Raw genomic sequence first — 24,043 nt, forward strand, 5'->3', positions numbered from 1 at the left:
AAAGCATCGCTCTCGCGTAAACTTGCCCGCTTCTCGCAGCCCGCCAGGCTGCACATTACATTTTTCAAAGGTGCCCGCCATGCCTTGGCTGCAAGTCCGTCTCGCCATCAGCCCAGAACAAGCCGAAACCTACGAAGACGCCTTCCTTGAAGTCGGCGCCGTCTCGGTGACCTTCATGGACGCCGAAGATCAACCGATCTTCGAGCCGGAACTGAACACCACCCCACTGTGGTCGCACACCCACCTGCTGGCCCTGTTCGAAGGTGGCACCGAAGCCGCCAGCGTGCTGGCTCATCTTGAGTTGCTGACCGGCAGCCCATTGCCCGAGCATCACAGCGAAGTCATCGAAGACCAGGACTGGGAGCGCAGCTGGATGGACAACTTCCAGCCAATGCGCTTCGGCCAGCGCCTATGGATCGTCCCGAGCTGGCACGCCGCCCCCGAGCCTGATGCGGTCAACCTGCTGCTCGACCCGGGCCTGGCGTTCGGCACCGGCACCCACCCGACCACCGCCTTGTGCCTGGAATGGCTCGATGGCCAGGACCTGAAGGACTGCCACGTACTGGACTTCGGCTGCGGCTCGGGGATCCTCGCGATTGCCGCCCTGCTGCTGGGTGCCAAAGAAGCGGTGGGTACCGACATCGACGTGCAGGCACTGGAAGCCTCCCGCGACAATGCCGGACGCAACAACATCGACGAAGCGCTGTTCCCGCTGTACTTGCCTGAGGACCTGCCACAGGTGCAGGCTGACGTGCTGGTGGCCAACATTCTCGCCGGGCCACTGGTTTCCCTGGCCCCGCAACTCTCCAGCCTGGTCAAGCCCGGCGGTCGCCTGGCCCTGTCGGGCATCCTTGCCGAGCAAGGTGCAGAAGTCGCAGAGGCTTATGCCAAAGACTTTGATCTGGACCCGATTGCCAATCGCGATGGCTGGGTGCGCATTACCGGCCGTCGGCGCTAAAATGAGCGCCTGCATACTCCGGATGGCCGCATGACCGATAGCTTCGTCACCCAGTGCCCGCATTGCCAGACCAGTTTCCGCGTCAGCCATGCCCAATTGAGCGTGGCCCGTGGGGTGGTTCGCTGCGGCTCTTGCCTGCAAGTGTTCAATGCTGCGCGGCAGTTGCTCGAGCAGCGCATGGGCAAGGAAGCTAGCGCCCTCACGACCCCGCCTCCGGTTGAGCCGCCCACACAACGGGCCATCAGCCAGAAGCAGTGGACAGCCGCCGAACTGGATCTGGACAGCCTCGACCTCGACGAAGAACTCGCCAAGCTCGAACAACGGGAAATCCAGCCCACCAAAGAGTTCGGCCATCATGAGCGCAAGCACAAGGAAGACTCGCTGAGCGCCCGCCGGGATACGCCCGAAGGTGAAGAGCCTTGGTCCGACAGCCTGTTCAGCGATTCCGCCGCCGAACGCGCGCTGGCCAGCGAACACACGCACACACCAACCGAGAACCATCGATCGGCGGACATCGCCGACGAGCCGGAAAAACCCTCGCGCACCGAACCCTCGCTGTCGCTCGAACTGGTCGACCTGGACGATGAGCCAGAGACGCCGCAGCTGCGCCTCGACCAGCCCTTCGAGACGCCGGAACCTGCAACGAAACACGAACGCCTGTCCGCGACCGATGACGATATCGACGACGAAGCCCACGAAGTCGAGCCCGTACGCAAGAAGCGCACACGCAACGAGTCGGCCATACATGACGAGGTGCTGCAGGACCTGGTCGACGACCCACTGCAACTCGACTGGCAAAAACGCCGCTCACCCTGGGGTCGCCGGTTCTTCTGGGGCCTGATGGTCCTGCTGGGCGCAACAGCCCTTGCCGGCCAGTACATTGCCTATCATTTCGACGAACTGGCCCGTCAGGACCAATACCGCCCCTGGTTCCAGCAACTGTGCCCGCAGATTGGCTGCAGCGTGCCGTCCAAGGTCGACATCGCGAAAATCAAAAGCAGCAACCTGGTGGTGCGTAGCCACCCGGACTTCAGCGGCGCCCTGGTGGTCGATGCGATCATCTACAACCGCGCGTCGTTCTCGCAGCCGTTCCCGTTGCTGGAGCTGCGTTTTGCCGACCTCAATGGCCACCTGATCGCCAGCCGCCGCTTCAAACCGGGCGAATACCTCAATGGTGACCTTGCGGACCTCGCAGAAATGCCACCGCAAACACCGATCCATATTGCCCTGGACATCCTTGATCCCGGCCCCAAAGCCGTGAATTACAGCCTGAGCTTCCACTCGCCCGAGTGAATCACCTCACTCGGCGCCGAGTCTCGCGCCATTGACGGCAATTTTCCGACTCCCGGCGCCTCGAACCAAACTGATGGCAATAACGGAATAACTGTTCAGATTTTATCCAATTCAGCCTTTATCCAGTCATCGAGAGCGGGTATCATGCCAACCCTTTTTCGAACTCTCATGATCCGACCCCACAACAGGGAAGTCCTATGTCGGCGGTACGCATCGGCCCATATACATTGCACAACGGCTTGATTCTCGCCCCGATGGCGGGAGTCACCGACCAGCCCTTTCGTCAGCTGTGCAAACGACTGGGCGCAGGGCTTGTAGTCTCGGAAATGGTCACCAGCGACATGAGTTTGTGGAACACCCGCAAATCGCGTCTGCGCATGGTCCACGAAGGCGATCCCGAGCCACGCTCGGTACAGATTGCCGGTGGCGACGCACAGATGCTGGCGGAGGCAGCACGCGCCAACGTCGAGTTGGGCGCCCAGATTATTGATATCAACATGGGATGTCCGGCCAAGAAGGTCTGCAACAAGGCTGCCGGCTCCGCGTTACTGAAAGATGAAGAGTTGGTGACCGAGATCCTGCACGCCGTCGTGGCGGCGGTTGATGTGCCGGTCACGTTGAAGATCCGCACGGGCTGGGACCGGGCGAACAAGAATGGCCTGACGGTGGCGAAGATCGCCGAACAGGCAGGTATTACGGCACTGGCGGTGCATGGCCGGACCCGTGCCGATCTGTATACCGGTGAAGCCGAGTACGACACCATTGCCGCGATCAAGCAGGCGGTGTCGATTCCGGTCTTCGCCAATGGCGATATCGACTCGCCCGAGAAGGCCCGGCACGTGCTTGACGCGACCGGTGCCGATGGCCTGTTGATAGGCCGGGCTGCCCAGGGGCGGCCATGGATTTTTCGTGAGATCGAGCATTTTCTGCGTACCGGCGAAAAACTCCCGGCACCAGAGTTGATCGAGGTGGAACGTATTCTGCTTGAGCATCTGGCCGCGCTCCATGCTTTCTATGGAGATGTCATGGGCGTACGCATCGCCCGCAAGCATGTCGGCTGGTATCTCGCAACCCTGCCGGGCGCCAGGGAGTTTCGCGCCCACTTCAATCGTTTGGATGGTACGGAAACACAATGCGCCAACGTTCGGGAGTTCTTCTCCGAACGCTACAAGAGCCTGACAGGGGACGGAGAAGGGGTGGCCGCATGACGATGATGACCGAGACTTTAGTGAGTGGAACAGCACCCGTGAGCGACAATGTAAATTTGAAACAGCACCTCAATACGCCAAGCGAAGAAGGCCAGACCCTTCGCGGGAGTGTCGAGAAGGCGCTGCACAATTATTTCGCCCACCTTGAAGGCGCTGCCGTCACGGATGTGTACAACCTGGTGCTCTCCGAAGTCGAGGCTCCCCTGCTCGAAAGCGTGATGAACTACGTCAAGGGCAATCAGACCAAGGCCAGTGAGCTGCTGGGACTGAACCGCGGCACCTTGCGTAAAAAACTCAAGCAGTACGATTTGTTGTAAGCATTCAATCAAACCAGAAAGGCGCCCGCGTAAAACCGGTCGCCTTTTTTGCTGACTTCCTTTGCTTTTGATGGAAATTGAGATGACCGACCAGACCACCCGCCTGCCGATCCGCCGCGCCTTGATCAGCGTTTCCGACAAGACCGGGATCCTCGAATTCGCCAAGGAACTCGAAGCTCTCGGCGTCGAGATCCTCTCCACCGGCGGGACGTTCAAGCTGCTGCAGGACAATGGCGTAGCCGCTGTGGAAGTCGCGGATTACACCGGTTTCGCAGAAATGATGGACGGTCGGGTGAAAACCCTGCACCCGAAAATCCACGGCGGGATCCTCGGTCGTCGCGGTATTGACGACGCGATCATGAACGAGCACGGCATCAAGCCGATCGACCTGGTCGCCGTCAACCTCTACCCGTTCGAAGCCACCATCAACAAACCAGGTTGCGACCTGCCGACCGCCATCGAGAACATCGATATCGGCGGCCCGACCATGGTGCGCTCCGCTGCCAAGAACCACAAAGACGTGGCCATCGTGGTGAACGCCAGCGATTACGCCAGCGTGCTGGAAAACCTCAAGGCCGGTGGCCTGACCTACGCCCAGCGTTTCGACCTGATGCTCAAGGCCTTCGAACACACTGCCGCCTACGACGGCATGATCGCCAACTACATGGGCACCGTGAACCAGTCGGCTGAAACCCTCTCGACCTCCGGTCGCAGCGAGTTCCCGCGCACCTTCAACAGCCAGTTCATCAAGGCTCAGGAAATGCGCTACGGCGAGAACCCGCACCAGAGCGCGGCGTTCTACGTTGAAGCCAAGCCAGCCGAAGTCGGCATCGCGACCGCGACCCAACTGCAAGGCAAAGAGCTGTCGTACAACAACGTGGCCGACACCGACGCTGCGCTGGAATGCGTGAAGAGCTTCGTCAAACCGGCTTGCGTCATCGTCAAGCACGCCAACCCGTGCGGCGTTGCCGTGAGCCCGGATGCCGAAGGCGGTATCCGTCAGGCGTACGAACTGGCTTACGCCACCGACACCGAATCGGCCTTCGGCGGCATCATCGCGTTCAACCGCGAACTGGACGCTGAAACCGCCAAAGCCATCGTCGAGCGTCAGTTCGTCGAAGTGATCATCGCCCCATCGGTCAGCGATGAAGCCCGCGCCATCGTTGCCGCCAAGGCCAACGTTCGCCTGTTGGCCTGCGGCCAATGGTCGGCGGATCGTGCCTCGGCCTGGGACTACAAGCGCGTCAATGGCGGCTTGCTGGTACAGAGCCGCGACATCGGCATGATCAGCAGCCAAGACCTGAAGGTTGTGACCAAGCGCGCACCGACCGAGCAAGAGATCAACGACCTGATCTTCGCCTGGAAAGTCGCCAAGTACGTCAAATCCAACGCCATCGTCTACGCCAAGAACCGTCAGACCATCGGTGTCGGCGCCGGCCAGATGAGCCGCGTGAACTCTGCGCGCATCGCCGCCATCAAAGCTGAACACGCTGGCCTGCAAGTGCAGGGCGCGGTCATGGCCTCGGACGCGTTCTTCCCGTTCCGCGACGGCATCGACAACGCAGCCAAGGTTGGCATCACCGCCGTGATTCAACCGGGTGGCTCGATGCGTGACAACGAAGTGATTGCTGCCGCCGACGAAGCGGGTATCGCGATGGTGTTCACCGGCATGCGCCACTTCCGTCACTGATTATTGCCCTCTGTGGGCGAACTCCTGTGGGAGCGAGCCTGCTCGCGATAGCGTTCTACCGGACACATTGATTCTGGATGTACCGCCGCCATCGCGAGCAGGCTCGCTCCCACATAAGAGCACCCCTGCGGTGCTATCAAGAATTAGCGTCATCCGAGGTTTTTGAAATGAATGTTTTGATCATTGGCAGCGGCGGCCGTGAACACGCCCTGGCCTGGAAAGTCGCTCAGGATCCGCGCGTACAGAAAGTCTTCGTTGCCCCGGGCAACGCCGGCACGGCCATTGAAGCCAAGTGCGAGAACGTCGCTATCGACGTGCTGGCCCTTGAGCAGTTGGCTGACTTTGCCGAGAAAAACGTCTCCCTGACCATCGTCGGTCCGGAAGTCCCGCTGGTCGCGGGCGTCGTCGATCTGTTCCGCCAACGCGGCCTGGACTGCTTCGGCCCAACCGCTGGCGCCGCCCAGCTGGAAGGTTCCAAGGCATTCACCAAGGACTTCCTGGCTCGCCACAAGATCCCGACGGCCGACTACCAGAACTTCACCGAGATCGAGCCAGCCCTGGCTTATCTGCGTGAAAAAGGTGCGCCGATCGTGATCAAGGCCGACGGCCTGGCTGCCGGTAAAGGCGTGATCGTCGCCATGACCCTGACCGAAGCCGAAGACGCCGTACGCGACATGCTCGCCGGCAACGCTTTTGGCGACGCCGGTTCGCGCGTGGTCATCGAAGAGTTCCTCGATGGCGAAGAAGCCAGCTTCATCGTCATGGTCGACGGCAAGAACGTGCTGCCGATGGCCACCAGCCAGGACCACAAACGTGTTGGCGACGCCGACACCGGCCCGAACACGGGCGGCATGGGTGCCTACTCCCCTGCCCCGGTGGTCACCAGCGAAGTTCACCAGCGCGTCATGGACCTGGTGATCTGGCCAACCGTGCGCGGCATGGCCGAAGAAGGCAACGTCTACACCGGCTTCCTCTATGCCGGGTTGATGATCGACAAAGCCGGCAACCCGAAAGTCATCGAATTCAACTGCCGTTTCGGCGACCCCGAGACCCAACCGGTGATGCTGCGCCTGCAGTCGAGCCTGGTATTGCTGGTCGAAGCGGCGCTGGCACAGGCACTGGACAAGGTCGAAGCGCAGTGGGATCCACGTCCAAGCGTCGGCATCGTACTGGCGGCTGGCGGCTACCCGGGTGATTACGCCAAGGGCGCCGTGATCGAAGGCCTGGATGCAGCCGCTGCGCTGGAAGGCAAAGTCTTCCACGCCGGTACCGCGCTCAAGGACGGCAAGGTTGTGACTGCCGGTGGTCGGGTACTTTGCGCCACTGCCATGGGCGCAAGCGTTGATGCCGCCCAGCAGCAGGCCTACAAACTGGCCGCAAAAATCAACTGGGAAGGCTGTTTCTACCGCAAGGACATTGGCTACCGCGCCATTGCCCGTGAGCGTGGCGAAAATCAGGAATAAGCTATCCATTCGGCTAGGCAGGGGCCTATGGCCCTTGCCGTACTATTCCGGCGCCGCGCATAGTTATAATCTGGCATCAACCTATGAAGGGATTTCGCCGTGCGCTGGCTCAGGATTGCCATAGGCTTCACCGTCACTCTGCTGACCCTGCTCTGCATGCTCCCGGCCCAGGCCGCGCAAGGCAGTGGCTGGGCGGTATTGCTCGACGAACAGGCAGACCTGCAACTGAGCGATATCCGCTCGGCTCGCTACACCAACCAATTCAGCCCGATTGAACTCGACCAGATCACCGCCGCCGAACCCAGTGGCGCGTTGTGGCTGCGTTTCAAGCTCAGTCCCGGCAAACACGAACAACTGCTGCGCATCTTCGCCCCCGATTTGTTGCACCTGAACCTCTACGTTCTGAATGGCGACACGCTGGTCGAACAATTGACCAGCGGCACCGAGCAACCGCAGAGCGAGCGACCACTCCCCAGCAGCGACTTCATGTTGCCGCTGCCTCAAAGCGACAAGCCCCTCGACGTTTATCTGCGGCTGGTTTCCGAGCATGAGTTGCGGCCTTATATCACCCTGCAATCGGCAGTGATGACGGCAGCCCACCAGAACCAGACGCTGATCTACGGCCTGTTTTTTGGCTGCATCGCGATGCTGATCCTGTATAACCTCACGCGCTACGGTTATTCGCGCTCGCGAAGCAGCCTCTGGCTGGCGGCGTGCGAGGGGCTGTTGTTGCTCAGTCTGGTGCTGTTGCTGAACCTGGCAGGCCCATGGCTACCCGACTGGCATGCCGTGCAAACACCCGGCGCCTACCTGGCGCTGCTGCTGACGGCCCCTTGCGGCCTGATGTTCGCCTATCGCTTCTTTGCCCCGCTGGGCCCGCATCCATTGAACAGGTTGCTGCTGGGGGACATCCTGTTCATTGTCCTGTGCAGCCTGCTGTTGCTGTTCGTCGACACCCTGCCGCTGAACATCATCACCTATGCGCTGGTGGCCCTGGCGGGCCTGAGCATGCTCTTTGTCAGCGCCTATCACTGGCAAAAGGGTTACCGACCGGCACGCCTGTTCGTGGCCGCAATGGTGGTGTTCAACGTCGGCACGCTGATCATCCTGCCGGCGCTGCTGGGGCTGACCCTGGTTGCGCCGCAAGGCCTGATCATGACCTTGATGGCCTTCATCTGCATCAGCGGCGTGCTGATGAGCATCGCCCTTAGCGAACGCCAGCGCAGCATCACCGAAGACCGCTTCAGCATCAGCCGCGACCTGGCGGCGAGCAACGCCGAGATCAATGCCAAAGCCGAATTCCTGGCAAAAATCAGCCACGAAATCCGCACCCCGATGAATGGCGTACTGGGCATGACCGAACTGCTGTTGGGCACCCCGCTGTCGGTCAAGCAACGTGACTATGTACAAACCATCCATAGCGCCGGCAATGAACTGCTGACGTTGATCAATGAAATTCTCGACATCTCCAAGCTCGAGTCCGGGCAAATCGAACTCGACGATGTGCAGTTCGACCTCAACGCTCTGATCGAAGACTGCCTGAGCATCTTCCGCGCCAAGGCCGAACAACAGAACGTCGAGCTGATCAGCTTCATCCAGCCACAAGTCCCTCGCGTGATCAGCGGCGACCCGACGCGCCTGCGCCAGACACTGCTGAGCCTGCTGGAAAACGCCCTGAAGAAAACCGACGAAGGCGAAATCCTGATCGTCGTTGCCCTCGACGAACGCAGCCACAAACCGCGCCTGCGCATTGCCGTGCAAGACAGCGGGCAACCCATGGATGCCGAAGAACGGGAAGCCCTGCTGCATGCCGAACTGCACAGCAAGAACTTCCTGTCCGCCACCCGCCTGGGCGGTAACCTGGGGCTGGTGATCGCCCGCCAATTGATTCTGCTGATGCACGGCGAATTCGGCATCAAGAGCGGCAGCAATCAGGGCAGCACACTGTGGCTGACCTTGCCGCTTGACCCCGAACGCCTGGAACACCCGACCTCCGATCTCGATGGCCCGCTGCAAGGTGCACGGGTGCTGGTGGTGGACGACAATGACACCTGCCGCAAAGTCCTGGTGCAGCAATGCAGCGCCTGGGGGCTGAACGTCAGCGCCGTACCTTCCGGCAAGGAAGCCCTCGCCCTGCTGCGCACCAAGGCGCACCTGCGTGACTACTTCGACGTGGTCCTGCTCGACCAGAACATGCCCGGCATGACCGGCATGCAACTGGCGGCGAAGATCAAGGAAGACCCGAGCCTGAATCACGACATTCTGCTGATCATGCTCACCGGCATCAGCAACGCGCCGAGCAAGGTCATTGCGCGCAATGCCGGAATCAAACGCATCCTCGCCAAACCCGTGGCCGGCTACACCCTCAAGACCACGCTGGCAGACGAACTGAGCCAACGCAGCAAAGGCCTGGCCGTCTCGCAGCAACTGCCGACCGGCGCGCCTGCGGTGGTCAAGGTGCCGAGCGATTTCCGCATTCTGGTGGCCGAAGACAACAGCATTTCAACCAAAGTGATTCGTGGCATGCTCGGCAAGCTCAACCTTCAGCCGGACACCGCCTGCAATGGTGAAGAAGCCTTGAAGGCGATGAAGGCCCAGCGCTACGACCTGGTGTTGATGGACTGCGAAATGCCGATCCTCGATGGTTTCTCCGCCACCCAGCAATTGCGTGCCTGGGAGGTCGGCAACCAGCGAACCCGCACACCGGTCGTAGCACTTACCGCACACATCCTCGCCGAACACAAAGAACGCGCACGCCAGGCCGGCATGGATGGCCATATGGCCAAGCCCGTCGAGCTTTCACAACTGCGCGAACTGATCGAGCATTGGGTCGCACAGCGCGATCAGCAGAATCAGGCAACGGCTCAAACGTCCTGAGCCGACAGACCCCGCTGCGCCTGATAGACTCCTCCCCGACTTCCCTCGCCAGTGAGCTTGCCCCATGCTCCACGTGTTGTTCAGCGTTTACCTGAAGATGCTGGTGCTCTACAGCCCCTTCTTCGTGTTGTCCTGCTTCATCAGCCTGACCCGCGGTTATTCGCGCAAGGAACAACGTCGACTGGCCTGGAATGTCGCCCTCGCGACCCTGGTTTCCAGCGTGCTGTTGTATTTGTTCGGGCGAGTGATTTTCAGCGTGTTCGGCATCACCGTAGACGCGTTCCGCATTGGCGCCGGCAGTGTGCTGTTCATTTCGGCATTGGGCATGGCGCAGGGCAAGTCAGCGGTCCAGACCGACAACGTGCAGCAAGACGTGACCATCGTCCCGCTGACCATTCCGCTCACCGTCGGCCCCGGCACCATCGGCGCCTTGCTGGTGATGGGCGTCAGCCAACCGCACTGGGACGACAAACTCACCGCCATCCTCAGTATTGCCATGGCCAGCCTGACCGTCGGCGTGGTGCTGTACCTGTCCAACCGCATCGAGCGGATTCTCGGTGACCAGGGTTTGCAGATTGTCAGCCGGTTGATGGGGTTGTTTGTGTGTGCACTGGCGGCGCAGATCATTTTTACCGGGGTCAAAGGGTATCTGGTGCCTTGACCCTGGAGAACCTCACCGGGTACCAATGCGCCCGGTGAAGTCCCTCCTCAGCGCTCCTTCAACTCGACACTCAGGGCCGACAGAAGGTCCTTGAGCAGCGCAATCCCTGTAACACCCCGTTTGTCGACCAATACGTTGAGCAGTCTGGAGATCGCGAACGATCGATAGCCGTTGATCGCCAGGAACACCTCGCCGCGCAGTGTGGCATCCGCCGAATGCACGTCTCTAAAAATCAAACTGTGCCCGGTGTCCGGATCGATGATTATCAGGTGCTCCTGGACAATGCTCAGCAACAGTTTTTCTGGCGTTTCCAGCGCCCAGATCAATTTGCCCGGAATCGGTGGTGCGCTCCCCAACGAGTGTCGGCAATMGACAATGACCGATTCCAGTCTCAGCCATGCGGCCGCAGACAACTGATAGGTCATCGCACCCTGCCCCATGCGCAGGATCAAGGTGCTGACATCGTCGGGAATCATCGAGACAAGATCCCCGAGTTTCATCTGGCCTTCGATTACCATGACTTCGGCCGTTCGCTGGACGAAATTGAGTGGGCCAATAGGTCCCTTGCGCGGATAGGCGCGTAAAAAACCATCATTGTCGTCATGCAACAACACGTTGGTTTGCTTTTGTGTACCCAGCAGGGTGAAGGATTCGGGGGCGGAGACCTTCGCGATCCGGATCAAACGTTCGCTTGCAACCACATACCACTGCAGGCTTTCCGGTTCGAAGACCTGAAGAAAGTCACTATGATCATGACTGCCCACCAAAGCCTTGAGGTTCTGAAGCAAGGCGCCTGCGTGCCCCAATACCCGCTGGCTTTCGACACCGGTGATCCGTACAGGCGCCTGATCGTGCAACTCCATCACCACACCTTCAGTGGTCGTCGCCCACAGCCCGGCGCCCTGCACCGCCAGATCGGCGAATCGCCAAGGGGCCCAATCACGCACAGGAGCCGGCAGCGCATCGACCTGCAATAGCTGCGTCCCCTGCTCAAATGCCGCACTCAATCGATCGGGATCGATAAAGGCCTGGCGATAGAGCTCGCCACTTGAAACGTCAAACAGCCAGGCGCCCTGCCTGTCCGGTGTCTTGCTGAGCAAGCGCACTTCTTTCCCATGGCCCAGGTCCGACAGCAGCACACGGTCATCCACGTACCAGGCGCACAATCGGGCATCGCCTGTGAAATTGGTCAAACCCAGCAAGGCAAAACTGTCGACCCGGTGCTGCGCTGCCACCGCTGCCAATGCTGACCACCAATGCTGCCGGTCCTTGAACCAGAGATCCGTCAGACCACCGAGCTGCACATTCCCCTCGGTCGTTACATTGAAAAACAGCTTCCCGTCAGTCAATGCCAGGTAACGGCCTTGAACGGCAACGACATTAGTCACACCATCAATATCGAGCCATTTGGCAGACAACTGGGCACCGGCCGCGCCAATGGACCGCTGCAATCGACAAAGACGTTTTTGGCTGTTGTCATAAACGACGAAAACATCGCCCTCACTGCCCTGCGGTGCGATCAGCGTCAGTTCACTCATTTGCTTGATGGAGTCTGGCCAGCCTCGCCCATGATGCCTGCGTGGGACCGGGCGGATAATCAAGCGATCACTGCTGCGCACCCAGGCCATGTCCCGCCACTTCGAGTCGAGTTTCCAGCAAATCGAGACCAGAGCGGCCGGTAGCCAGTCCACGGTAGCAATCGAACCGTTGCTCGTGCCTTCAGCGCCCATGGAGTAATCGCCAAGTATGCTGTTCCAGTCAGCCAGCGTACTGCTGCTCACACCCAGAACCGCCTCCAGATCCGGTTCCAACCCTCGGGTAACCGAACTGAGGAATACCCCTCCATCATGAATCAGATAGGCCAGCTCATCGCTCGTCCCGTCACCGCGGGATAGCCTCTGTACAACGTGTATGACCCCATCCGACAACGCCTCACAGCGGTCGATGACGCTGCTTTGGGTGTTTTGAACAAGCAGACGATAACAATGGCGGATCCAGCCGGTATTCGCATCGACTTGCCAGATCACGTTGCATTGCGGGTGATAGAAATACGCATACCCATCGGCCACTGCCCCCAATTGGGCTTGATCGGCCAGCAACACGTAAGGATCGCGGATGTACAGGAACCGGTCTTCAACCGCATCGTAATAGGCTGTGGTGTACCTCGGCTCATTCGGCTTTTCGAACGGAATGACAAACCTGTGCACCGGCGTATGCGGTAGAACCAGGCGATGAGCTTGCGCCAGGCTCTTAAAGTGATCCCGCAACACCTGTTCGCTGATGCCCGGAGGTGCATCCTGTTCGATGAGCAATAATTGCGCTGTGCCGCGATCGACTCGATAGAGTTCATTGTTTGCAAGCTTGAGCAGAATGCTGTGCCCCCCCTTGCCAATGAAGGCCACCGTGGTGGTGCCGACCACCAGCGCCCCGGCGACCGTCATCCGGACATCGCTCGGGCTTGCCCAGGTCGCCAGTAACAACCAGTTCATGCTCTTGAAGCCTGGAGCCTCGAGCTCTACCTTCACCCCCGGGCTGAGTCCCAGCGAACAAGGCGAACCCTCCCCCTCGATCCTGTAGGTGATTATGTGGTGCCAGGCCTTCGGCAACGCGGGCACCACCAGCGAGCGCTCAACGGCGTCGAGCCGAACATTGATCTGCGTTGGCCGGTAGACGGGAAGCAGTCGATTGACGATGTATTCCGAGGGAAACGAGTAGAACGTAAATCGAAACCGCCAGTTGCCTTCACGATCCTTTTTCTCCAGGCGACGTGCCGTGTCGAAACCGGTGTCATGACGCGTCGTGGAAAAGGGCAACGCCTTGTACTCATAGCCATAAAAAGTATGCGGCGTGCAGGGCAACACGATTGTCTGACTGGCCGTCGGGACAAAGCTGGCAGTTCCTGACAGCCCCAGTTCCTGACGAATATTGGTTGCCCGGCTATCATCCGGATCAAAATCCGGCACCCCGAAATGATCACGGAGCGGGAACAGCATCGGGCTGTCGAACAGCAGACACGCAGCGCGCAAATCAACGGTCTTGAATACCATCACCGGCTCAGGCATCCAGACTCCATGATCTGTATCCAGGTGATAACCGCTTTCACGATGAGCCTGTTCAAGCTCATTAAAAAACCGACCGACTTGTTTTGCCTCTTCAGCAATAGTGGCAAACCCTTGGGCGAGCGCAGCAACACCAATCGCCAACCCACCCAGCAGGACGCCACCGCCACCCAATACCGCGGCGGCACTACCGGCACCGAGCAAGCCTGCGCCAATCCCGGCTCCCGTCACCAGCAAGCTGGCAGAGTCAAACGCCAACTGAGTGCCGAACCGGGCCTTCTCTACATCATCTTGCGCATTGACCAACTGGTAGACGTCAAAACCCACGTTAGCCAGCCCCAGCACTGCTCCCACCCCTTCGTTAGCCACATGGCCCAGGGCTTCACTCACCAACGGCGCACTGGTACGGGCAATGACCTTTTCTTCTGCCAAGGCCTGTCGTACCAATGCGATGAGCCCGACCACATCAACCACGTTGCCATGAACCAATTGCGCGTAATTGACATAGGCATGCAGACGCACAGCCATCGTCAGCGGTCGTGCTGCCCCCTCCTGTGCCAGTAGCGCGTTCATCAAGGCCTGAATGGTGAAGCCGGCATTCAGGGTGTGAACGCTACCAGCTGCTGTTGGATCGAGCTCATTGATCGGCTTTTGCGGCTTGGTGGCCAAGGTCGCGAATGTCTCGGACAGGTAGTTTTTGATACGCAGGAATCGCGGGTCATCGGTGGTCACACGAACCAGACGTTCAGGGTCTGCAAGGTTGATCAGACTTAACTGATAATCACCCGACGGGGTTATTTCCAGGGTTTCAAACAACGGCACCCACTCTGGTGCCAACTGATTCTTTTCTTGAAGCCGGGCAGTCGCCTGCCCGATCTGCTGGCCCCACCAATGGCCGTCCAGCGCAAGCAGACTGCTGCCCAACCTGGGGTTGTTCACCAGCGATTGCCCGCGGGCACTGGCAAGACGCTGCCTGCCAGGACGCAAAGGCTCTCCGGGCAAAGCACCAGGCTGCATTAGATTCGCGACCTGTCCCGAGGATGACAAGGACAGCTCAGAGACTCGCCCCCCATCCACCTCAATCAGATCGAAGGTCGGACGCTCCGCGTCGCCATAAGCGGCGTAATGCTCGGCCATTTTGTGGTGCAGGAAGAACCGCTTCAGCGCCAGCCCGAATACCTGTGGGTCTTCAAACTCGAACACGCCAAAATTCGGATCGTAGAAGTGATAGCCGCTGCGCTCACCCTCGATGGTTTTAGCCACCAACATCGCGTGATTATCCGAGTTGAGCATCAGCGTGCTGGTGATGGTTCTTTCTTTGAGGATGGCGACGACCTCATTCAGGTCAGAGCGCTTCAATGTGCTGCCAATGTCATTGATGTCCGCTCCCCGCAACTCCTCCAGCGCTTGCAGGAATACCCTTGAATCGCGCTCCTGGGGCTCAAGAACACCGAGATAAAAACGCTCACGGAGTGTGTCCACCGCAGCCGTATCTTGCGCAATCGAGGCAGCCATCACCAACACCAGTGGATAACAGCGCCCCGCGACCCTGTCGCCCGGCCCCTGGAGCAGCAAATCCTGCGGCGCAAGCCTGGGAGTGGCATGACCGAAACTGTCCACGACAATGTCCATTTGCTCGAAGATCCGGTCACGGTACTCAAGCTTCGCAAGGTGCTCGATCCTGGCCGCCGCCTGCCCCCATTGACGCAAGGTCAATGGCTTCGCCAGTGCGTCTTTCTTGAGTGCCAGGGCATTTTCGGTAAGCGCTGGCGGCGATTCGAAAGAGCTGGCCAGACCCGCGACGAACGTCGGTGCCTGATGTTTGTAAAGCTCGCGCTCGATCGCTGCGTAGCGACTCGACACACCCAGTTCGGAAGCACTATTGACCAGGTTTTCAAGGTTGCTGGAGAGCGCGTCGAAACCTGGTTTATCCAATGTTGTTGCGCCCAGTAGCGCTCCGAGCAATAGACGTTGCAGCGGGCTCAATTGCGCTACGTGAAACGTCCCGTCGGCGATCCGGCCCAATACTTGATCAAGCGACAGGTTTCGAGTCGACGGTCCGGAGAACGACTCGGGGGGCAAGGATTCAGCGGGCTGAGCGATGATTGACTGACGATCATCAAAGCTCAGTGGCAGAGTCTTCTCGAAGTTCACAGGCCCAGTGAGGGACTGACCCATTGCGGCCAGGAATGGCTCACCGAGGTCATCGGCCAGACGTTGTAAAATATCGGTCGACACTACATGGCGTCCCTCGATCACCGGCCAGCCTTCGTCGAAATCGATGGTCTGGCCTTTGAGCAGTTGCGCCATATCGCCGCTGTAACGAGCCTTCAATTTGCCGTCACGCCACCTCGCCTGCTCCGACTTGAGCCAGTCATCGATGTCTGAAGCATTCTCTTGCCAAGAGTGATCATTCTCCTCTTCGGTCTGAGCGTTGAACCCTTGCGTAAGCGTCGCCAACTCACGCCAGGCTTCAGCGCCCCTGGGCGTGAAATGCGCCCTCTCATAGGCGGTCATGCCATCACGCATCGCAGCAGGCCCGGTCATATAGATCGAAGCCCCTGCGCCCGGGCGAATACCATCACTGAAGTAGTCGGCTATTGCACTGGCAAGTGATACTGCGCGAAAGGCATCTTCAACCGGTAACTCGTCGAACCGCCCAATCTTCTGTTCCACCACTTCGTTGGCAATTTCACTGATGTTCAAGTGGTCATGCAGTGCGATTCCTTTTTTCGAGGCCTCAAGTACAACCGCATCGAAAACGTCATAGTTGAATCTGAAACGCTGCATGATTGACGTGAGCATCGCCGAGCCCGGATGCGCCAGCAGGAAGGCATTAGCCAGGGTGCCTTGTACGCGAGCAGCGCGCAGGCCGTCAGGGTGAACACCACGATCAGTGGGCACCATGAACACATCCGTCAGCGAAGGCTTGCTTCTGGCGAAACCGTCCAACGCCTCCCGGTGCTCTTCGGGGATACGTTCAAAGTAGCTCTGATACTTCGAACGTTGCGCCTGGCGGCCCGGCATCCACTGAGGGTTATGATCGAGGATCAACTGCAAAGCGCCGTGACGCGCATCCGCGCCAAGCGTGTCTGTTTCTATTCCGCCCAGCTTTTTTTCCAGCGGTGGCAAAAAATCGACATCGGCGTACACGCCACCTTCACTGCTCAATGCTTGAAAGCGAACGATATCGGATGCCGCCGCAAGATTTCCACGGAACGCAATCTCACGCTCATAAATGTCCATCAACGGCAGTGCGGAAGTCGCATTGTTGATATCACGCAACACCAGTTGACCGTCAGCGAGGCCGGTAATGCTGCGAAGGTTCTTGTCCCTCAATACTTCAAGGGCAACTTTGTCCTGACCATACCCACGCACCAGAAGATCTATTCGTGCATCGTCTGCGCTCAGCCCGTTTTGTTTTGCCTGATTGATATGCGCGAACATCTGGCTCTTTAATGCCAATGCCCGCGCCTCATACAGGTCCGCGAGTTGATCGCCGGTGATCAACCCGTCACCACCCGAAATCATACCGTCAGCTTTCGCCGCTTCGACGATCAGCCGATTAGTCTCGTGAGCCAGAAGAGCATCGCTGTCGTACCAGATCTTCAGCGTATGACCCTGATTGGCCATCACCTGTTTCCAGATGTTGATGTAATCATGCTGAATGTCGCCGAGGCCGCCACCCAGCCAGACGAAATGAAGGTTTTTGGGCACGTCGTTGGCGACACCCCGCAACTGATCGATACCAAAGGACAGACGAGTCTCAAAACCATCAAGTCTCTTGCAGATCTCGGTCAGACCAAGAGCCTGATCTGGCGGTGGATTTGTGACAGGCCCCAACTTTGCATCGCGTCGCGGGCGACTCGTTATCTCTGCGAAAGCCCGGACAGATTGCCTGAGTAAATTCAGAGGCTCGCGCAATCCTGGCGAATCCAGTAAACCAATACAGCCAACGTAATATCGGAACACTGCGTCATACTCATCCGTCCCCTTGAAGGCTTTTAACGCCTGCTCAAGATCAACACGTTTAAAAAGATCAACGAATTCAACATAAGTATCCGCGCGCGAGACTTCAGACTCACTCATAAACAATACTTCCATTTATTGCATTTCAAGATGAACACTGAACACCGGCCCGATGAAAGACACGAGAGCCCCTCAATATCGATCCAGTCTCGGTGCCCCGGGCTTATAGATTTTCAGCCGGTTGATGGGGTTGTTTGTGTATGCGCTGGCGGCGCAGATCATTTTTACCGGGGGCAAAGACTATTGGGCGCCGTAGCTCCCAGCGAAGTTGTCGCAACAAAAAACAAGGCCTTATCGTTAAAACACAAGGCCTTGTCATTTTTTGATCAACCCCAGTGACTCAGTACTTCAGTTTCTGCACGAAAAGCTTGCCTGAGTAAGCGTCAATCTTCTCGTGAACCCGTGCACGATAGTTTTCAAATACCTCCCGATTGAAAGCAAAAACACCGCCATCCGGGATAATGAGCACTTCTTTGTCGAATTCACTCCAGTAAAAGAAGTCATCTTCAAACACCGTGGTGCTATAGCGCAAACCGTAAAGACAGACAACGACGTCACCGGAATCAAGGCGCTCGCAGGGTGCACACTTAAGAATGCCCGAACCACCCYGTGCGATGTTGCCGCGAAAGAAATTCCAGGCAAACTCATCCAGCTTCAAGGCCCTGTAGGTGTCCTCAATTAACCGACCTAAACGCTCTGACCCCAAGTGGCCGATTATCGTATGGCTGATGCTCAACAGTTGATTGACATTCGACACCCTCAACGGCTCAGAGGGGACGATTGCCCTCAGTGTGAAACCCGCCTTTAACAATCTACCCTGATAATAATCAAACCAGGTTTTCTTCGACACTTGCCCCGGGTATTTATCATTTGCCGCGAGTTCCGCATACAGCAAACAGTCCTGTATGTCCTGTTGATCCTGCGGGCATACTTCGGACACAAAGGACACTAAGCAGCCACCCACTACGACAGCATCAGCAAGCTCTGACATATTGAACACCTTGTTCATCGACGCTAAAAACAAACACGCGACTGAAAATTCTGACAGCCTTACGACTCTGTAATCTTTTTAAACAGGTCATCCGCAAACTGATCAATGTAGCTATACACCTGTTGACGCTTTCGATCGAATGCGCGCTTATTGAATTTGCGAACACCCGCCGCCTGAAAAAGATGAACCCCCTCCGTCTTGAAAGTAAAAAACAGAAAATCGCCATCGTAGTCCTTACTGAACACATCCAGGCCGCCCATGACCATCGCCATGCCACCACCAGGAGTAACGATACAAGGAACTGCTTTGAAGCTGACAACCGAACTTTCCTTGCTTCCGACGTCCACGATCTTCAGTGCTGCTTTATCGCCCTTGAGCTTGTCAAAACCCGCCGCTACCAGGCTCAACACATTCCCAGAGCCTGCGCTGATTACGGTCTCAAGCACTTGCAACAGTGCATCGTTCATCGTCAGCGTCAGCTTTTTGGAGTCATACTTCTTATACGTGTAGCTTTCCGTGACCCAGCCAATCGCCGACAAGGCTTCGTTATATGCCATGTATCGCTGCTCTCTCGATGTTTCTGCAGGCAACTTTCTGACAACAGCCTCGGCAAAGGCCTGACTATCCAGAGCATCCTGTTTATCATCTTCGCCAAGCTGCTGATCAAATACCACAAGGGACGGACCGACGACCGACGCATCAATTTTCTCCGCGGTGAGGTTCGCCAGAGTACCACTGCTCCTCGCAAGCATTTTGAGTCGGGGGCGCGCGAAAACCTCAACTAACTGAGCTTCAATTCCCTCAAAGTATTTATCCTGCACGGCCTCATCGAAAGGGAGACCCTCAACAACATTGATTATTTCGTTCTTCATATACATCGTCCTTAGTCATTAACCACCGCTCCATGCGGTAGAAACAAAACTAAGACAGCCAACCGCAACCGTCAAACTTATTAAAAAAATAACCTATGCCAATAGTTTCCAGCCCCAAAATATTTCCAACTGCCCGCCACACCCTGAACACAAAAAAAACGCCACTTATTGGCGGCGTTAGTTTCAAAGCTAATTATTATTAGAACGCAAGCGACCTCGAGGTGAAGTCGCCGTTATTCAGGAGACTGGCTTGGTTGGATACCAACGCGGTGTATAAACCCACTCCCCCCCCTCAGCACGCGAAAACACGCAAGTGGTGGATGAACCGATCAGCACCATGGTGCGCATATCGACCTGATCGGGGGTCAATTGCCCAAGTGTGGTAACACGTAGCGTCTGCCCCGGACGCCCAATGTCCCGCCCCAGTACCACCGGGGTTTCGGGCGTGCGGTGCTGGGCGACGATTTCCAGCGCACGGCCCAATTGCCATGGCCGCGAACGCGAGATCGGGTTGTAGAAGGCCAGGGCCAGGTCAGCCTCTGCCGCCAGGTCCAGACGCTTCTCGATGATCGTCCAGGGTTTCAGGTTGTCCGACAGCGACATCACGCAGAAGTCATGCCCCAACGGTGCGCCCGCTTGAGCGGCGGTCGCCAATGAAGCGGAGACACCCGGCAGGATCTCCAGATCGACGCTGTGCCAGCTCGTATCGGTAGATTCGTGCAGCGCTTCGAGCACCGCCGCTGCCATGGCAAATACGCCTGGATCGCCAGATGAGACGACCACCACTGAACGACCTTGGGCGGCCAGTTCGAATGCGTGGCGCGCGCGCTGCATCTCCTCGCGGTTGTCGGTGCAGTGCAACACTTGATCGGCACGGAACGGCCCGGCCATGCGCACGTAGGTTTCATAGCCGAGCACGTCGTTGGCACGAGTCAGTTCCGCCTTGACCGCCGGCACCATCAGTTCGGCAGCGCCAGGCCCCAGACCGATGACCGCCAAACGGCCACGAGCACGACCAATCTGCAACGGGTCAAGCGGTTGCTCAGCCATCGCGATGGTGACTCCGTTAACGTCACAGACGCTGACCGGCTCCGCGAGCGCATTGTGCACCAGTTCACCGAGACTCCCGGCAGCCGCCGCAAAACGCAGTGGCACACCCAGTTCCAGCGCCGCTTCGCGCAGTGCCGGGCTGGCCATCTGCAGATCGCTGGCCAACAGGCATGCGACCGATTGCACAGCAATTTTCGCCTGATGCAAGGCATCGCGTACCGCGTTCGGCAGATCTGCAACATCGGCGCTCACCGCAACCAGAACGTTTTGCGGGTAAATCCGTAATTCATTGGCCGCAGGTGCGCGTTCGGCGCTACCAATATGAATCGCCAGATGCGCCTGCGGATCCTGCGGCAACTGCGCCTGCGCCAGCCACGGGGCGGCGCCTTCGATACGCACGCTCTCACCGGCCAGCAAGTCCGAAACAAAGCGCTTGCCCAATTCCAGATCACCCAACGCATAGCCACTCGGCGGGTTGAGCAAGCAGGTGCCGAAGCGCAACTCACCGCTGGTGGTAATGGCAGCCGCCACACCCAGCCCATCGGCAATCTCGCGGGCCAGCACATTCACCCCGCCCAGCCCTCCGAGCAACGGCACGACCGCGCTACCATCTTCAGCGACGGCCAGCACCGGCGGCTCTGCGCCTTTTTCCAGGAGCAATGGCGCCAGTGTGCGAATGACGATGCCGGCAGCACACAAGGCAATGATCGGTGTGTCCTGTTGATAGAGCTGGCGCAGCGTCGCGCCAAATTCGTGATAAACGCGGTCCGCGCCGTCGACCCGTTCGGCCAGGCCGTGGATCAGGGCGCCAGGGTACAGCTGTTGGATTTTGCGCGCGGTCGCGAGGCTGCCATTACCCAGAATGACAATCGCCGGAACTGGACGAGTCATCAGCCTTGCCACCTTTCGCCGGGAACGATGATCAAGGAAAAATACGGCGAGGACATCGGCTCGACCTGATCCAGCGGCACAATCTTCTGATTGGCCATGGTGGCGCGCTCAACGTACAGCGCACGCTCTGCCAGACCGAGTTCCTCCAGCACCTGACGCACCTTGGGAAAGTTGCGCCCCAACTTCATCACCACCGCCGCGTCGGCATCGGCCAAACGACGCTTGAGTTCTTCGTGCGGTAGCACCCCGGACAACACCGACAGGCTTTGATTGCGATACACCAGCGGCGCACCCAGCACCGAAGCGCCGCCAAGCATCGAGCAGACGCCCGGCACCACTTCAGCCTCGTAACGTTCGGCCAGACGGTCATGCAGGTACATATAAGAGCCGTAGAAGAACGGATCACCTTCACAAATCACCGCCACGTCACGCCCGGCATCCAGATGCACTGCCAGCTGTTCCCCGGCGGCATCATAGAAATCGCTGATCACTTGCTCATAGGAAAGCGGTGGCGCCAAGGCCTCGGTGGTCACCGGGTAGACCAGTGGCAGCAGGGTCTGCGCGTCCTGCAAATGCGCTTCGATGATGCCGAACGCATTGCCTTTTTTGCCCTTGGCGACGAAGTACGCCACCACCGGCGACTCGCGCAACAGGCGTAAGGCTTTGACGGTGATCAGTTCCGGATCACCAGGCCCCACGCCAAGGCCGATCAAACGTCCAGGTTGCTGCATCATTCAATCTCCGTGGCGAGGGCATTGACCGCAGCGGCGGCCATGGCGCTACCACCCAACCGGCCCTGCATGATCACAAACGGCACGCCACGGCTGTCCGCCGCCAGCATCGCCTTGGACTCGGCGGCACCGACGAAGCCCACCGGGAAGCCAAGAATCAGCGCCGGTTTTGGCGCGCCGGCATCGAGCATTTCCAGCAAGTAGAACAACGCGGTCGGGGCATTGCCGATCACCACCACGCTGCCTTCCAGGTGCGGACGCCACAGCTCCAGCGCCGCTGCCGAACGGGTGTTGCCGAGTTCGCGGGCCAGTTCCGGAACGCTCTCGTCACGCAGGGTGCAAATCACCGGATTGTTCGCCGGCAACCGCGCGCGGGTCACGCCTTCGGAGACCATCCGCGCATCACACAGAATCGGCGCACCGGCGGCCAGCGCATCGCGTCCGGCCTTGCCGGCGCCTTCGGAAAATTGCAGACCGTCGATTGCCTCGACCATGCCGCAGGCGTGAATCACCCGCACCGCGAGTTTTTCCAGATCGGCCGGGATCCGGTCGAGGTTGGCCTCGGCGCGAATGATCGCGAAGGAGTTGCGATAGATCTCCTGACCGTCGCGGATGTAATCAAGCATCAAGGGGACTCCGTGGGCGGGCATCAAGCGCTGCGCCGGCCTCTTCAATAGTGAGGTTGCATGCTTGCAGGGCGCCGAAACCCGGCTGCCCTGCATCGCGAAAATAGAGGTCGTAATGACCGGAGCTGACCGCCAGCAAGGTGACCGGTGCGATATGCGCGGAGGCACAGGAGCGCGGGCAGCCGGACAGGTGAACGTGAACTCGGTCGCCACGACTTTGCAGCTGTGTGGACAATTGCAGGGCATCACCCTTTGTCTCTGCCAGACCTTTGCCGCACCCGGCGGATCCGGTGCACGCCACCAGATGCGCCAACGCCTGATCGGCACTCACCAGAAAGCCCAACGCCTGCAATCGCTCACTGAGCACCGGGGCATCCTGCGGGCGAATGTTCGGCAGCAGCAGGCTTTGCCAGGGGGTCAAACGCAAGCTGCCGTCACCGAACGCCTCGGCCAGGTGCGCCGCACCTTTGAGCATCGAAGCATCCAGCCGCCCCAGAGGCGGGACAGCGCCCACATAGACCAAGCCTTCCTGGCGCTGTGGATAAGTACCGATGTGCAGCCCTGGGCGCGACTCGGGACGTTGCCAATCACTGATCGGGGTCAGCGGCACCCGTTCGGCCAAGGCCTGCACTACCGATGCCAGCGAACGCTCGGCCAGTACGTGCCGCATGCGGGTCTGATCCGGCCGCGCCAGATCGAGAAACAGCTCCAGCACCGCCACCACCAAGGCGTGACCGTCATTGCGCAACACCGCCCCTGCCGGTGTATCCGTGGGGCAACCCGCCAGACCGAACGCCAGCCATTGCTCGCCATTACGTTCAACGGCGCTCAACCAGAGGTCATGAGGATGTTCGAGCATCGCCAGCGCCTCACCGCCATCCAGTTGCACGGCAAACTTGGCCGACAGCTGGTGGAAACGCTCATGACTTTGCAAGGTGGCGAGGATCTGCTCGGCCAGCGGACGAGTATCGAACAGCATGTGCCGATCGATGCCGGCCCCCGGGCTGAGCATCAGGTTGCGCACATCATCGCCAGCAGCCGTCTTGGGGCCCAATCCGGCGGCCAGCAGGCTGTCGATCAAGGGCCGGTGCTCGCTACCAATTCCACGAATTTGCAGATTGGCGCGGTTGGTCGCCTCAATCACTCCACCGGCATAACGCTCGGCGGCATCGGCCACAGCCATAGCCTGGGCAGCGCTGATCGACCCGCCATTCAACTTGATCCGGCAAATGCCGCCGTCCGATGCCTGGACGATACGCAGCAACCCCGGACAGGCCGAGGGGCGTAAGGCGGTGTGCATCTGACGTTCGTTCAAGGGGGCGACCGG

General features: G+C 59.0%; 15 protein-coding genes and 1 pseudogene. 9 read left to right on the plus strand and 7 right to left on the minus strand.

From position 1 onward, the window contains the following. Positions 1-79: 79 nt before the first annotated feature. The 8 genes from prmA to AC1DHT_RS20265 all read left to right on the plus strand — a co-directional run bounded on the left by prmA (position 80) and on the right by AC1DHT_RS20265 (position 10,467). Positions 80-958, plus strand: a complete 879-nt coding sequence (gene prmA / locus AC1DHT_RS20230; RefSeq protein WP_427538117.1) for a 50S ribosomal protein L11 methyltransferase — start codon at positions 80-82, stop codon at positions 956-958. Between the two features lie 30 nt (positions 959-988). Further along, positions 989-2,251, plus strand: a complete 1,263-nt coding sequence (locus tag AC1DHT_RS20235; protein ID WP_427538120.1) for a DUF3426 domain-containing protein — start codon at positions 989-991, stop codon at positions 2,249-2,251. 197 nt (positions 2,252-2,448) lie between these two features. Beyond that, positions 2,449-3,459 (plus strand): tRNA dihydrouridine synthase DusB, encoded by a 1,011-nt coding sequence (gene dusB / locus AC1DHT_RS20240; RefSeq protein ID WP_427529475.1) that lies wholly within the window; start codon positions 2,449-2,451, stop codon positions 3,457-3,459. Beyond that, positions 3,456-3,776 carry a DNA-binding transcriptional regulator Fis gene (gene fis / locus AC1DHT_RS20245; protein ID WP_007921650.1) on the plus strand — a complete coding sequence of 107 codons (321 nt, stop codon included), beginning with the start codon at positions 3,456-3,458 and terminating at the stop codon, positions 3,774-3,776. Before dusB ends, fis begins: the two co-directional genes overlap by 4 nt. Positions 3,777-3,858: 82 nt before the next feature. Continuing rightward, a complete protein-coding gene (purH, locus tag AC1DHT_RS20250; RefSeq protein ID WP_427538124.1) occupies positions 3,859-5,466 on the plus strand; it encodes a bifunctional phosphoribosylaminoimidazolecarboxamide formyltransferase/IMP cyclohydrolase in 1,608 nt (535 codons plus the stop codon). 167 nt (positions 5,467-5,633) lie between these two features. Further along, positions 5,634-6,929 carry a phosphoribosylamine--glycine ligase gene (purD, locus tag AC1DHT_RS20255; protein ID WP_145017204.1) on the plus strand — a complete coding sequence of 432 codons (1,296 nt, stop codon included), beginning with the start codon at positions 5,634-5,636 and terminating at the stop codon, positions 6,927-6,929. 99 nt (positions 6,930-7,028) lie between these two features. Beyond that, positions 7,029-9,806, plus strand: a complete 2,778-nt coding sequence (locus tag AC1DHT_RS20260) for a hybrid sensor histidine kinase/response regulator (RefSeq protein ID WP_427538127.1) — start codon at positions 7,029-7,031, stop codon at positions 9,804-9,806. Between the two features lie 64 nt (positions 9,807-9,870). Continuing rightward, positions 9,871-10,467, plus strand: coding sequence for a MarC family protein (locus tag AC1DHT_RS20265; protein WP_054595433.1), 597 nt, complete (start codon positions 9,871-9,873; stop codon positions 10,465-10,467). Positions 10,468-10,514: 47 nt separating this feature from the next. Here AC1DHT_RS20265 and AC1DHT_RS20270 read toward each other — a convergent pair whose 3' ends face one another. After that, positions 10,515-17,615 (minus strand): TcdA/TcdB pore-forming domain-containing protein, encoded by a 7,101-nt coding sequence (locus tag AC1DHT_RS20270; RefSeq protein ID WP_477761438.1) that lies wholly within the window; start codon positions 17,613-17,615, stop codon positions 10,515-10,517. A gap of 109 nt (positions 17,616-17,724) precedes the next feature. On the opposite strand from AC1DHT_RS20270, the pseudogene AC1DHT_RS20275 reads away from it, so the two are divergent. Further along, positions 17,725-17,811, plus strand: a pseudogene (locus AC1DHT_RS20275) (MarC family protein); the annotation flags it as partial. Positions 17,812-17,895: 84 nt separating this feature from the next. On the opposite strand, the gene AC1DHT_RS20280 reads toward AC1DHT_RS20275, so the two are convergent. The 6 genes from AC1DHT_RS20280 to cobG all read right to left on the minus strand — a co-directional run bounded on the left by AC1DHT_RS20280 (position 17,896) and on the right by cobG (position 24,016). Further along, positions 17,896-18,546, minus strand: coding sequence for a hypothetical protein (locus AC1DHT_RS20280; protein WP_477761439.1), 651 nt, complete (start codon positions 18,544-18,546; stop codon positions 17,896-17,898). Between the two features lie 59 nt (positions 18,547-18,605). Next, entirely contained in the window at positions 18,606-19,418 is an 813-nt protein-coding gene (locus AC1DHT_RS20285) for a hypothetical protein (RefSeq protein ID WP_427538136.1), read from the minus strand. Between the two features lie 237 nt (positions 19,419-19,655). Continuing rightward, a complete protein-coding gene (cobJ, locus tag AC1DHT_RS20290) occupies positions 19,656-21,359 on the minus strand; it encodes a precorrin-3B C(17)-methyltransferase (RefSeq protein WP_427538139.1) in 1,704 nt (567 codons plus the stop codon). Next, entirely contained in the window at positions 21,359-22,090 is a 732-nt protein-coding gene (locus AC1DHT_RS20295; RefSeq protein ID WP_427529598.1) for a precorrin-2 C(20)-methyltransferase, read from the minus strand. The genes cobJ and AC1DHT_RS20295 overlap by 1 nt, the downstream gene beginning before the upstream one ends. Further along, positions 22,090-22,716 carry a precorrin-8X methylmutase gene (locus AC1DHT_RS20300; RefSeq protein ID WP_427538142.1) on the minus strand — a complete coding sequence of 209 codons (627 nt, stop codon included), beginning with the start codon at positions 22,714-22,716 and terminating at the stop codon, positions 22,090-22,092. Before AC1DHT_RS20300 ends, AC1DHT_RS20295 begins: the two co-directional genes overlap by 1 nt. Then, on the minus strand, positions 22,709-24,016 hold the full coding sequence (gene cobG / locus AC1DHT_RS20305) for a precorrin-3B synthase (protein ID WP_427538145.1): 1,308 nt from the start codon (positions 24,014-24,016) through the stop codon (positions 22,709-22,711). The genes AC1DHT_RS20300 and cobG overlap by 8 nt, the downstream gene beginning before the upstream one ends. Between the last annotated feature and the right edge of the window lie 27 nt (positions 24,017-24,043).

The sequence above is a fragment of the Pseudomonas sp. 05N432 genome (assembly GCF_056396945.1).

Excerpts from the sequence above, each read along its gene's own strand:
- prmA (WP_427538117.1), top strand. The coding sequence starts at position 80 with ATGCCTTGGCTGCAAGTCCGTCTCGCCATCAGCCCAGAACAAGCCGAA.
- AC1DHT_RS20235 (WP_427538120.1), top strand. The coding sequence starts at position 989 with ATGACCGATAGCTTCGTCACCCAGTGCCCGCATTGCCAGACCAGTTTC.
- dusB (WP_427529475.1), top strand. The coding sequence starts at position 2,449 with ATGTCGGCGGTACGCATCGGCCCATATACATTGCACAACGGCTTGATT.
- fis (WP_007921650.1), top strand. The coding sequence starts at position 3,456 with ATGACGATGATGACCGAGACTTTAGTGAGTGGAACAGCACCCGTGAGC.
- purH (WP_427538124.1), top strand. The coding sequence starts at position 3,859 with ATGACCGACCAGACCACCCGCCTGCCGATCCGCCGCGCCTTGATCAGC.
- purD (WP_145017204.1), top strand. The coding sequence starts at position 5,634 with ATGAATGTTTTGATCATTGGCAGCGGCGGCCGTGAACACGCCCTGGCC.
- AC1DHT_RS20265 (WP_054595433.1), top strand. The coding sequence starts at position 9,871 with ATGCTCCACGTGTTGTTCAGCGTTTACCTGAAGATGCTGGTGCTCTAC.
- AC1DHT_RS20285 (WP_427538136.1), bottom strand. The coding sequence starts at position 19,418 with ATGAAGAACGAAATAATCAATGTTGTTGAGGGTCTCCCTTTCGATGAG.
- cobJ (WP_427538139.1), bottom strand. The coding sequence starts at position 21,359 with ATGACTCGTCCAGTTCCGGCGATTGTCATTCTGGGTAATGGCAGCCTC.
- AC1DHT_RS20295 (WP_427529598.1), bottom strand. The coding sequence starts at position 22,090 with ATGCAGCAACCTGGACGTTTGATCGGCCTTGGCGTGGGGCCTGGTGAT.
- AC1DHT_RS20300 (WP_427538142.1), bottom strand. The coding sequence starts at position 22,716 with ATGCTTGATTACATCCGCGACGGTCAGGAGATCTATCGCAACTCCTTC.
- cobG (WP_427538145.1), bottom strand. The coding sequence starts at position 24,016 with ATGCACACCGCCTTACGCCCCTCGGCCTGTCCGGGGTTGCTGCGTATC.